A 13,166-nucleotide genomic window follows, 5' to 3' on the forward strand; every position below is an offset into this window, starting at 1 on the left:
AGGGTTATGCTATTGTGTTTTTAAAAGAAGCAATGGGATTTTTTATGGTGCCTTCGATAATCAAGCTTTCAATCGGATCTGCCAGGTTGAGCATTTGTTTGGTATTACGTAATTGTAAGCGATTTAGGCAACAACGACCAAATTCGGGCATAAAGAGATCGTAACGTTCAAATTGCTTTTGTAAATGTTTGTTTTCAGCTTGATAGGTATGAACAGTTGTAGCAACTTGTTTCCAGAAACCTATTTCTGAAAATTGTAGCTGCTCTTCCAAAATCACACTTAAAAACCGGAAAAAACCGTCAAAAATATCGGTGAATAGGGATAAGACCTTCATTTCATCTGAAGCCGGAGTAAATACCCGTTGTACGGCTTCGGGCAATACAAGTTCCGGATCAAAAACAATAATTTCTTCGGTGATATCTTTCATTAAGATTCGAACAGGAACCTGATCTTCCATAATCAAAATTATATTTTCGCCATGCGGAATAAAAACCAACTCGTAAGCATAAAAACAATGTAATAGAGGTTTTAGATACGCATCAAGATAGGTTTGTAGCCAATCTTGAGGAGAAATTCTAGAAGCTTTAATCATGGCTGCTATCAACGCATTTCCTTCTTTGTCACGGTGAATTAACGCTGCCATGGTCATAACGTTTTGGTGCTGTTTAATTTTTTGCTGCGGACTTTCCCGCCATAAAGCAGACAACATTTTATTATGCGGATTGGATCGACCTAAGCTTTGGTAATACGTATTTTCAAAACCCACCGTTGCTACTTCTCCTAACATATCGAATCCGGTTCGTTTTAGATAGGTGTCGTTCCCTAACAAATCTGTAATCCAGGTGGTGATTTCCGGGGTGGTTTTCATATAATAAGGTGACAACCCCCGCATAAATCCCATGTTTAAAATAGATAATGCCGTTTTTACGTACATGTTATCGGGATGGGTCTGGCTAAAGAGAGTTCTGATAGATTGTTGGGCTACATAAGCATCCTTACTTTCTCCCAAATACACCAATTTTTGATTGGCTAAATCGGTGGCAAACACTTGTTGAATTTTATGATTCCATTGCCAGGGATGTACCGGGATAAATATATAGTCTTGAATAGGTAATCTAAGAGTTTTTAAAACGGAATTGAATTCTGCTATCTTTTCTACCCCCAATTCCTTATGCATCATCGCATTGTAACCAAATCCGGAAACGGAAGCATAGGTAGTTTTTGATATATGACCCGCCAACCAGCAGATATGAAAAGGTTGATGTACTTCGGGAGCGTATTGCAGATATTCGGTACGGCTAAACCCAATCCTACCATTATTAGCAACAAAAACGGGATGCCCTTCGGTCATAGATTGTTCGATCTTCTGGAAAGAAGCATTTGCTAAATCCTTTGCTGTACATTGTTGATGTATTTTTTTATAGATCGCACTATTTAGCGTACTGGAAATTTCTTCGAGGTATACCGGCAAGCAGTCATCAGTAATACCTAAAACCTTCTGAAATTCTATAAAAAATGATAAGGCTTCTACCTTTATTATTTCCGAATTTTTAAACTTTTGAAGGCTATCAGCAGCAATACTCCAATGATCCAGCGCGTATTTTTTTGCTTTAAATTGATAGTAAATCTCGAGAGTTCCTGTTTTTAGAATATATGTCCCGTCTTCCTGCGATTCCGGTTGCAGAAGTAACTCATGAGCAAATTCGCTGATTGCTTTAGCGACTAATTCTTTATTTGACAGGTTCCAGTATTCAACAGAAGTACCGTAAGAAGTTTTTTTAGGGTTTTTTTCTGAAACTTCATTGATTTGCAAAATCTCAAGGGCATCTTTGAAAGTTTGTCGGCTACAAATGGCAAGGCCTGCTTTTTTCTCAGGTAAATCAATCTCTTTTATATATTGAAATCCGGCTTTTTTATTCAGCCGATGGATTTTTTCATTATTAATATCCGGTTCTACCACCATACGAATCACTTCGGGTTGTGAAAAGAAAAATTCAACCACCGTTTTAAAGACTGTCCAGGTAAAATTCTGGATTCTTTGAACGGGTGGGGCTACTAAAATATGCATTCCATAATCTCCGGCTTCAGCTTGATAATAATTACGAATACGATCTTCTGAGACTTTATACTTTTCCAATAAAAAAGAAGGTTTTCCGTTGAAAAGACCTATAAAAATTTTATAATCCGATTTAGCTAATGCCGTGATATATTCGCCTTGAACTTCATCATACGATTTATACTGCATTCCCCAAAAGGAAGCGTAATCCTGGGTGACCCATTTGTAGATCATTGGTAGGTCTTCTTCCAAAGAAAACGGGCGTAGTTCAATACTTCCTAAATCCGGAATTTTTTGAGTATAAATAATAGGTAGCGAGGTTGAAATAGTTTGCATGATTACCTTGGGATTTAAGCGATGGTAGAAATAGGTGTTGTTTTAAAAGCAGCGATCGGATTGGTTAATCTTCCGGCAAATTGAAGCAAGGCTACAGGGTCGTCCAGATCAATCATTTGTTTATGATTATTCAGTTGTAAACGGTTAAGGCAAGACAATTGAAAATCAGCTGCAAACAAATCATATCTTTCAAACTTTTCTTGTAATTGTGGGAAACGTTCCTGATACTGCTGAATCGAGATGGCTACAGCTTCCCAAAATAATTCTTCCCTATATCCGGCATGTTCCACCAAAATATGAGACATAAAACGAAAAAATCCGTCAAAAATATCGGTAAAAATGGAAAGTAATTTTACATCTTCAGGAACAGGAGCGTACATACGTTTCAAATGTTCGGGGAGTTCAACTTCAGGACTTAAGATGCAGGCTTCCTCAGTAATATCTTTCAATAGAATTTGTTTGGGAACACTATTCTCAAGTACCATGATAATATTTTCGCCGTGAGGCATAAAAACCAAATCATACTGGTAAAAACAATGTAGCATCGGGGTGAGATATGCTTTAAAATATTGCTCCAACCAATCTTCTGCTTCTAGCTCTGAATTTCTAATAATTTCAGGAAGTAAGGCATTACCATTTTGATCAACATGTAAAAAAGCTGCCATGGTCATCAATTGTTGCCTTGGTTTTACTACGGACATCGGACTCTCGCGCCACAAGGAAGCTAACATTTTATTATAGTTGTTATGCGGGCCAAATTCCTCAAAATACGGATTTATATAACTCACCGAAGCAATTTCGCCCAACATTCTAAATCTGGTTTCCTGAATGTAAGGATCCTGGTATAGGAGTTCTTCCAACCAAACTGCCATTTTTGGCGCGGTACCCAGGTAATAATATGGTAGGCCTCGCATAAAGCCCATGTTTAAAATTGATAAAGCGGTTTTAGTATAAAATTTCTTAGGATTTGTTAGATTAAACAGGGTTCGAATGGATTGTTGGGCGACATATTGATCCGGTCCATAACCTAGGCATATTAATTTTTCTGTTGCAATTTCGGTAGAGAAGGTATTGGCTAATTTATTAAACCATTGCCACGGATGTACCGGGACAAAGTAGTAGTCTTTTGGGTTTAAGCCTTTTTCTTTTATGATTTGGTTAAAATTTGTGATGGTAGTTGCATCTAATTCTTGTTTCAGTATGGTTTGATAATCCAAATCAGCCGTTCCTGAATATTTTGTATGTTCTTTATGCCCAGCTAACCAAAGTAAAGAAAATGAATTTCCGGCTTCGGGAGCATAAGCGCGATAGTCGTTACTGTCAAACCCAATTCGTCCGTTATTTGCTACAAATCCCGGATGTCCTTCGGTCATGGATTGTTCAATGGTTTGAAAGTCTGCGGTGACCAGTTGATCTGAGGTAGGATTTCCCTTTTGTAATTTAAAAGCACTTCCGTAAAGGGTGCTAATAATTTCTTCCAGGTACACAGGTAACTGCTCATCTTTAATGCCAAGTTGTTGTCTAAATTCTTTGATAAATAAAACTGCATCTAAGGTGCTATTCTCACCATTTTCCGTTTTTTTAATACTTTGTTCCGAAATCCAAAAATGATTCATGGTCAAAAGCTTTGCGCTAAATTGATAGGTAATATGTTTATCATCTGCGAAAACCTGGTACGTGTTCCAACCTTCTTCTCCTTCGGAAAGTAGCGTAGGTGTTAATAATAGTTCATGACTAAATTCGGTTAACGCTTTTTTGACTAATAAATCATTGGCTTTTTGCCAGGTTTTACGATGTAAATGATGTACGGATTGTTTTGGGGATATGATATGATCCAACGTATTCAAGGCGCTTCTTTTTTTAATTTGTGGATTGGATTGTAATTGTTCAAAATGATTTCGGGTTAAAAATGCTAATTGTGCGGTTTTATGAGGTAATTCGACCACCTTGTCTAGGACAAATCCGATGCGTTGACAAAGGGCAAACATTTTTTTGTTACGTATATCCGGTTCTACCAAAATGCGGTTTACTTCCTGGTTCTGAAAAATAAAGGTGGTGATTGCCTGAAATACATACCAGGTAAAATTTGGTATTTTGATGCTAGGTGGAGCTACGATAATATGTATACCACAATCTTCTTTTTTTGCATGAAAATAGGTACCTATCGCATCTTGTTGAGGATGGTAACGTTCCAGTATAAATGCAGGTTGTTCTTTATAAAACCCAACAAAAACATCATAATGATCCGGCATCATCAGTTTGTAATATTCCTCTTGCACTTCGGGTAGGGTAAAACCTTGCATTCCCCAAAAAACGGCATATTCTTGGTTTACCCATTGGTATAACACCTGGCTATCCTGCGTAATCCGGAAACGCCGAATGTCAATAGTCCCGAAATTAGTGAAGGATTGTGAATACAAGTAATTTTCTTTAATGATGAGTTTATTTTTCATGAATTCAGGGCAGTTTTCTTTGAACGTTGTTCTTTTTTTAAAGAGGTAATAGGTATTGAAATTTTAAAGAATAGATAATAGATGACTAAGGTGAGTACAAATCCAACACTAGCAATATAAAATGGTATTTGTAATCCTTGATTTTCGACTAAAATTCCAACGAAGAAAGAGGAAATCAAGACTCCTAAATTTTGAAAGAAATGTACTTTACTGTAATCCGTGGCATATGAATCCGGAGTGCTTAATTCAAATAACAATACATCAAATTTGACAACGCCCTGAAAGATCGCCCACCCGTAAATCACCCGACCTACGAGAATGGAAACTTCTGAAGGAATTCCCTGTAGCAGTAATCCCAAAGCACCTATACTTAGCGCAGACAAAATCGTTTTATTATGGCTAATGGTTGACGGTCTTTTGGTACTCCACCATAAAACCATTAACGCGATAAATCCGGGAATAGCATACAAGGTTCCTGAAATGAATTTGGAATCGTAGATGGAAACTGACTCCCAATAGGTCGCAAAAAACGGTCGAATTAAAAAGTCGCTAAAATAAAGCAACATCGTAACCAGTCCGATCTTTAGAATAAAGCCTTTGGTTTTACTTATTGAGTTCAGAATTTCATTGGATTTTTCTGTAACCACGGCGGGAACCTGTTGTTTAGTTGCCAATAAATAGCCACTCATTCCCATTTGGACAAAATCTCCAGAAGCCATAATTAGATAGATATAACTGGCGTCGATCAAATCCACCGTAAGTCCGCCAATAATAGCGCCTGCGATTCCCCCTAAGTGTACCACGACTGACAAAATTCCAATGATTTGAGAATGTTCGTTTTTAGAACTGATTTTTAGTATATAAGGGTAAACTAAGAGATAACTTCCTTTAAAAAAAATCATGATGAGCGATACGATCCAAAAAGTGGTATAAGAACTGGTCCAAAAACAATACAAGGCTAATATACCCGCAATGCATTGTGTGTAAATTAAAATATTAAGTTCGGATATCTTTTTAGAAACATAAGCCCAAAACGGAAACGCCAACATGACTAAAAAACAAATTGCTGCAAAATAATACCCGACTACTTTAGGATCGTTGACTCCAAATCTAGCCTCAAAAAACTGAGGGTAGAATGGATGTAGCAGATAATCACTTACTACAGCTACCAGGGTCATGATGATTAGTGCTTTTTTCATTTTTTATTGTTGTTTATAAACTCCTTTCTTTCGAAGGAAGGGTTAGGGATGGATGTTTTCCGCATTAATTCTATTGCGTTGACGAAATACATCTCTCTAAATCTCCCTTCAAAGGGAGACTTCTTGATTTTCAGTTTTTTATGTATGTGCTTGTGATATGGCTATCTTTTCCTCTTTACCTACTCCAAACTGCTGAAAAGCAATTTGCTTCTCAATTTTGTAATGATCTTTTCCGGTGATTTCTCTTAGGATATAGGAGTTACGGTAGCTTGCCATACCTAAATCCGGGGTTACAAACCCGTGAGTATGTAATTCAGCATTTTGTACAAAAACCGCGTTTTTATTTTTATCGATACTGTAATTACGTTGTACCTGGTACCTGCCTTTTTGATCCCATAGTATTTGATCGTTAATCCCTTTCATAAATTTCGGCATTTGATAGTGGTATCCAGTTGCCAGGATTAAGCCTTCTGTCTGGTGCTGATAGGCTTTTTCCTGTTCCTTTTGATAAATGTTTAGGTAAAAAGTATCCAAAACTTTATCGTATTCGGCTTCGGTTATTTCAGAATTGGTGCGTAAGTTGATTTTTACCTGGTTTGATACATTTTTAGTGTACATTAAATCGTAAATGTTGGCAATTAATTCCTGGTTAATACCCTTGTATAGATGTTTTTGATTGTGGATCAGGTCATCTCGTTTTGCTTCCGGTAGGTTATAGAAATAGTCTACGTATTCTGGTGAGGTCATTTCTAAGGTAAGTTTTGAATACTCTAACGGGAAAAATCGGGGCGAACGGGTAATCCAATTTAATTCGTAACCTCTAATATCAATATCCTGTAGCAAGTCATAAAATACTTCAGCAGCGCTTTGTCCGCTACCTACTACGGTAATTCTTTTTTTACTTTGTAATGCTTCTTTTTGGGATAAATACGAAGAAGAATGTACCGCATGCTCATTTAAATTTCGAAACCCAGCTGGGATATAGGGTTGCGTTCCGGTACCCAATATCAATTTTTTAGTTCTATAAGTTTTTTCTTCATAAGATTTGGTATGTCTAACAATGACTTCATAACAATCTTTGGCTTTTAGGTAGCAAGTTTTTACGACTTCGGTTTGAAAATGAATGTTGTTTAATTTTTGAATTGCCCATTGGCAGTACTGATTGTATTCTTCACGTAACAATAGGAAATTTTCACGGATGTAAAACGAATAAATACGTCCTTGTTCTTTGACATAATTTAGAAAGCTGAATTCACTGGTCGGATCGGCTAAAGTCACTAAATCCGCCATAAATGGAATCTGAAGCGTAGTTCCTTCAAGCAACATTCCTGCATGCCAGTTAAAATTTTCTATTTTATCAAAGAATAGCCCGCTTAAGTTTTCAATAGGCTTAGCAAGGCAAGCCATGCCTAAATTCATTGGGCCTACACCAATACCGATATAATCCAATACTTCTTTAGTGTGCATATGCTTTTTCATTTTGAATTTTATATTCGTTAGCGGTTTCTTTAATTAGGTAGATGATTTCCAGAAGATCTTCAATGGTACTTGTAGGGTTCAAAAGTGTAAATTTTAAAAAAATATTCCCATCCAATTTGGTACTTGCAATAGAAGCTTGCCCTGTAGCGAATAATTTATTTTTAATGTGTAAATTAATACGGTCAAGCTTTGAATTGTGTTGATGTTCATAATTTTTATATCGAAAAACCAGGGTACTTAGTTCAGGTTTAAGAACGATTTCAAAACAAGTATCATCTTTAATACTGTGATATAAATCTAATGCCAGGTAGTGTACTTTTTCTAAAAAAGAACCTAATTGCTTTTCCCCGGTCATTTTTAAGGTAAACCAAAGTTTAAGGGCATCAAAACGTCGGGTGGTTTGTATGGATTTTTCAATCAGGTTCGGGCAATCTTCATTTCGGTGTTCTAATGGATTTAAGTAATCCGCATAATGTGAAATATATTTAAAATTTTGAGTATCACCCACTAAAAAAGCACTGGAACAAACCGGTTGAAACATAGTTTTGTGGAAGTCAATGGTAATTGAATCCGCTAAAGCTGTTCCGTCTAATAGATGTTTGTGAGTTTCAGATAAAATATAGCCTCCACCGTAAGCCCCGTCAATGTGATACCAAATATTGTATTCTTTGGCAATTTTAGCAATGGTTTGAAGTGGGTCAAAGCTTCCAAAATCCGTAGTCCCGGCAGTAGCTGCTACCCCAATCGCAATATTACCTAATTGTTTTTCTCTTTCAATGGCTTGCACCAAAGCTTCAGGTTTCATCTTCATTTTTTCATCTGTAGCTACGGTAATAATAGCTTTATACCCCATGCCAAGAAGAGCTGCATTCTTTTTCAGACTAAAATGTGCCTTCTCCGAACAGAAAAACCGGAATTTACTGACCACGTCCGACCAACCGTTTTCTTTTAAATTTAAACCGAAATAGGTAAAGGCATAATGATCACGAGCCAATAGTAGCGCCATAAAATTGGATTGCGTACCCCCGCTGGTAAAGACACCATCTGCTGATTTTGGTAAGTTCATTTTATCACAAATCCAACGAATTACTTCTTGCTCAATTAAAGTAGCCGAAGTGCTCTGATCCCAGGTTTCTACCGCCGTATTAACTGATGAAGCAATCAAATCACCTACTAAAGCGGGTAAAACTACCGGACAATTTAAGTGTGCTACATATCGTGGGTGTTGAAACGAAATAGCATGATCCAAATACAAGTCTTTGATTTGTTCTAAAGCATCTTCAATAGAACAAGTTTCATCATTTGAAAAGGATAAAGATTTCTTTTTACTATTTAATTGAGAAGCAGAAGCACCACTATAAAAAGAAGAATTATCCAGGAAACCGGACAAATACTGCATTGTTTTTTCTATGTAGTAATCGTATTTAAACTTTGTTTTTTGATTAAAGAAGTGATCTAATTTTTGATCCTGAATAAAGTGACTTTGTGTACTGACTTGCATATTTTATTTTTATTTAATCTAAATAAGCAACGCAAAAGTAAGTTAAAGTAATAGGATAATTCTGACGAAATTGGGATTAAAAAAGACGGGGATTTTTTTATGAAAAAGGTTTGGAGTTTTAACGAACATAGTAAATCAAAAAATATATTGTTAACCTTTTTAACAAAACACTTATTGTTATGTAAAATGGTTTTTCCCAAAACTCATTGATTTACGTATAATTAAGTCAATATCTAAACGTAAAAAGTTTGAACTCTGTCCGGTCGCGGTCACCAGAAGAGATAAATCTATGATTTATCTCTTTTTATTTATCTGATATTCAATTATTTACGAATATTTATTTCATCAACTATCTTATTAAGTTATAGTTTTAATAGATTATATAACATGGATATCTAATACGAAAAGTTTGAAATTTAATGTAGGTCATAAGACAACTCTTAGTATTCATAAATTAAATTTTCTTTAATAAAAAAAATCAAAACTTGTTTAAAATCGCTAATACTTCTTTCTTGTAACTTCTGCTAATAGTTAATGATTTATTGTTGATTATTATTTCTTCATTGGTAAAGGAAGAAATACTTTTAAATGCTACAATATAAGATCGATGTATCCTTAAAAACTTATTTTTAGGGAGTTTAGCCTCGATAGCACTTATGGTTTCTCTTGTAACTATAGTATCGTTAGCCAAGTGAATCTTAAGATAATCACTATAACTTTCGATATAAATAATTTCACTAAAATCGATCTTTATCATTCTTCTATCTGCTCTCACAAACATAAAATCGTTTCGGTTTGTTATTTCTATATCTTCCTTATGTGAATTGGAATAAATCTCGAAATAGTTCGTGACCGACTTTAACAATCTTTCAAAAGATATAGGCTTGAGTAAATAATCTACCGCTTGTAACTCAAAGCCTTCCACCGCATATTCTCTATAGGCAGTCGTAAAAATGATCTTACTATTTTTATTGATGGATTTAGCAAAGGAAATACCTGTGATTTCAGGCATGTTGATATCCAGAAAAATTAAATCTATCGTATGATCTCTTAGATAGTTAAGTGCATCAATGGCATTACTATAGCTCCCTTTGATAACAATACCCGAAATTTTAGAAATATGCGTTTCTATAACGTCTCTTGCAATAGGTTCGTCATCTACAATAATACATGATATAGCTTTTATTTGTTGCAATGGTCAGCTAAGTCTTAGTTGTAAAGCAACTTTAAAGAAGTTACCTTCATTTTTAATATCTAACGTATAATTATTAGGATATAACAAATCTAATCGCTTTTTTATATTATCCAGACCAATTCCTTTTGGGGAGGGTTCTGATCTTGAGGTAGTATTTTCAACGTAAAACCAAATGTTTTGATTTTCGCATTTTAAATCGATTTTAATTTTTAATTGACCTTGATGTAGCGTACCATGTTTAAAACTATTTTCTACAAAAGGTAACAACAGCATCGGCGCAATTTTTAAATCTTCTGAAGGGTGATAGGTATTAAAGGAAATACTTAGCGAATCGTTAAACCTCAGTTTTTCTAATTTTAAATAATCTTCAATATGGTTTATTTCTTCTTGTATGGATACAAAAGGTTTATCGACTTGGTAAAGCAAATAATCTAAAAGGTTAGAAAGTCTTAAAATCATTTCTGGGGTTTCGTCTGCTTTTTTTAAGGCAAAGCCATATAAAGTGTTTAAAGTATTAAATAAAAAATGCGGATGAATTTGCATCTTTAAATAATTTAATTCTTGCTCTTTCAGCTGAAGCTGTGTTTCCAATATTTTATTTTCCAGTTGTTTAGTTTCTTCAGAATGTTTGAGGTTCAGCTTTAATAATTTAAAAGCACTCACCATAATGACAATTAAATACACCGAAACAGCAACAAACACCATATTTCTACTTATAGGTGCCATTTTTAAATATTTAAAATTGGAAAGATATACAAGTCCGAAAAAGACGGAGACAACTATCAAATAAGTAGAAATAATAAAGGTGTATACGCAGTACAGGGTAAAATAGAAATACCTTTTTTTGATTAAATAATCAGGGATAAGTTTATAGATAGAAACGTAAGTAGTAGCGATTGTAATGGGCATTAAGAATAAAGAAAATGACAATACATAATCAAAATTATTACTCTCTACACCAAAAAAATAGGTGTAAAACAATAATACGGTACACCAAAAAATAGTATGAAGTACCCCTTGTATTAACTTTTTTAGTAAAAATTTTTGAAAAACCACTTTCATCTCCTTCACAATAATAGCATATTTTTATTGGGAATTCTTTTTTTGTAGATAGATAACAGGTTTAGCAGGCGTTTTAACTGTTGGTAGTAAAGGGTACTAAATAGGTTAACTGTCGCATTTTAATTTTTAGAGTCGCTATAAAATTTAGGTTTGTGTCATTATTAATGAAAACGATAAACCAATGAAATACTTTGTATTCCTTTTTCTCATAGTTCCAATAATAGGCTTCTCCCAGCAAAAACATTTTAAGAAGTTGGATTCATTGTTCGATTTACTCTATGTAAATCAGAAAATTATGGGAGATATAACTATATTAAAAGATGGAAAAAAAGTCTATAATAAATCGGTTGGCTATCAATATATAAATGAAGAACAAAAAAAAGAAATTACTATAGCCTCAAAGTTTAGAGTAGGCTCTGTAACTAAAACTTTTACGGCGGTGATGATATTCCAATTACTGGATGAGAATAAAATTGCTTTGAATAATAAATTATCTCAATACTATCCTAAAATACCAAGCGCGTCAAAAATTACAATTGCAAATCTGTTGAGTCATCGTAGTGGGTTATTTGATATTACTAATGATCCAACAGTTGAAGAGTGGATCTACAAACCTTCTTCAGAAAAAGAAATGATATCCCGAATTGTAAAACATAAGGCAGTGTTTCAACCTTCTGAAAAAACAAGTTATAGTAATACGAACTATATATTACTTGGATATATTTTGGAGCAAATAGAAGGAAAACCTTATAAAACAATTTTACAGGAGCGTATCACGAATAAACTAGGTCTAAAAAATACTTATGTAGGTAGTTCGATTGATATCTACAAAAATGAATGCTTAAGCTACAGGTATGAAGAAGAAGATAATAATGCTTTGGTCAAGGTAGCAGCAACCGATTTAAGTAATCCGGGTGGTGCCGGGAATATTGTATCAAATACTTTGGATTTAACTACATTTATAACCGCTTTATTCAACAAAAATTTGATTACAGAAGAGAGTTTAAAGTTAATGACGACTACGGCTGATCATAAAGAGTTTTGCTACGGAATTTTCTACAACAGTATTAAAGGTTTAGATGTTTATGCAAGTGAGGGGAGTATTGATCGTTTTCAAAGTGCATTAATTTATGTACCTAAAACGAAAGTGGCAATAGCCTTTAATTCTAATGCGTTAAATTATAAAAAGATAATGATCGTACTCTATGCTTTAGATGCAAGTCAAGGTAAGGAAATAACCTTACCAGTTTTTGATAAAAACTAATAAAGTAATGTAATCTTCATAAACTTAAACAATAAAAAGTTGTATTGTAAAAAACTTTAAACTCTTCAAATTATGATCAAAATGATATTATTGATACCTCAAAATATTTTTAGTGAATTAGTAAAACGATTTAGCGAAGGAGGAACCTTTTTTATGTCACTTATTCTAATCTGCTTTATATCAGCATTGTTTTTTCTAATTTTTAGCTTTATAAATTTTAAAAAGAATCCAATAAGAGCTAAAAAAATGGTAGAATTAGCCTCAGAAGTGAGTATTTTAGGACTGGTTATTGGGCTTTTAGGTTCTATTATTGGCATGATTCAAGCCTTTGATACTATAGAAGCACTCGGAGATATGAACCTTGTTCAAATGGGTGCCGGACTAAAGGTTTCCTTTTTAACCGCCTTATTTGGAAGTATTACTTTTATAGTACCTCGAATTGGTATTATCGTTTTAAAAGGACTTCAGAAGATTTGAGAAAAGATTTATTTTATTATTTAGTAATTAGCCATACCTATTTTTAGTTAGTCAATCCTTAATAAATAGTTTTTGGAATAAATGGAATGGGCTTAGGGCTCTCAAAAGAATGAATAAAATAATTTTTTCAAACTATTTTATTTA

At 34.2% G+C, this 13,166-nt stretch carries 9 protein-coding genes; 2 read left to right on the forward strand and 7 right to left on the reverse strand.

Annotated elements, in window-relative coordinates:
- Positions 1–4 precede the first annotated feature (4 nt).
- The 7 genes from NBT05_RS17075 to NBT05_RS17105 form a co-directional block, all read right to left on the reverse strand.
- Positions 5–2,392, reverse strand: coding sequence for a GNAT family N-acetyltransferase (locus tag NBT05_RS17075; protein WP_265771116.1), 2,388 nt, complete (start codon positions 2,390–2,392; stop codon positions 5–7).
- A gap of 14 nt (positions 2,393–2,406) precedes the next feature.
- On the reverse strand, positions 2,407–4,845 hold the full coding sequence (locus tag NBT05_RS17080; protein WP_265771117.1) for a GNAT family N-acetyltransferase: 2,439 nt from the start codon (positions 4,843–4,845) through the stop codon (positions 2,407–2,409).
- Positions 4,842–6,044, reverse strand: coding sequence for an MFS transporter (locus NBT05_RS17085; RefSeq protein ID WP_265771118.1), 1,203 nt, complete (start codon positions 6,042–6,044; stop codon positions 4,842–4,844). Before NBT05_RS17085 ends, NBT05_RS17080 begins: the two co-directional genes overlap by 4 nt.
- 138 nt (positions 6,045–6,182) lie before the next feature.
- A complete protein-coding gene (locus tag NBT05_RS17090) occupies positions 6,183–7,511 on the reverse strand; it encodes a lysine N(6)-hydroxylase/L-ornithine N(5)-oxygenase family protein (RefSeq protein ID WP_265771119.1) in 1,329 nt (442 codons plus the stop codon).
- A complete protein-coding gene (locus NBT05_RS17095) occupies positions 7,501–9,024 on the reverse strand; it encodes a pyridoxal phosphate-dependent decarboxylase family protein (protein ID WP_265771120.1) in 1,524 nt (507 codons plus the stop codon). The genes NBT05_RS17090 and NBT05_RS17095 overlap by 11 nt, the downstream gene beginning before the upstream one ends.
- Before the next feature lie 478 nt (positions 9,025–9,502).
- A complete protein-coding gene (locus NBT05_RS17100; protein WP_416346199.1) occupies positions 9,503–10,210 on the reverse strand; it encodes a LytR/AlgR family response regulator transcription factor in 708 nt (235 codons plus the stop codon).
- Positions 10,211–10,222: 12 nt separating this feature from the next.
- Entirely contained in the window at positions 10,223–11,281 is a 1,059-nt protein-coding gene (locus tag NBT05_RS17105) for a sensor histidine kinase (RefSeq protein WP_265773265.1), read from the reverse strand.
- 295 nt (positions 11,282–11,576) lie between these two features.
- On the opposite strand from NBT05_RS17105, the gene NBT05_RS17110 reads away from it, so the two are divergent.
- A complete protein-coding gene (locus NBT05_RS17110) occupies positions 11,577–12,545 on the forward strand; it encodes a serine hydrolase domain-containing protein (RefSeq protein ID WP_265771123.1) in 969 nt (322 codons plus the stop codon).
- A 72-nt stretch (positions 12,546–12,617) separates the two neighbouring features.
- Positions 12,618–13,022, forward strand: a complete 405-nt coding sequence (locus NBT05_RS17115; protein ID WP_265771124.1) for a MotA/TolQ/ExbB proton channel family protein — start codon at positions 12,618–12,620, stop codon at positions 13,020–13,022.
- Positions 13,023–13,166 lie beyond the last annotated feature (144 nt).

The organism is Aquimarina sp. ERC-38, assembly GCF_026222555.1.
Lineage (GTDB): Bacteria > Bacteroidota > Bacteroidia > Flavobacteriales > Flavobacteriaceae > Aquimarina.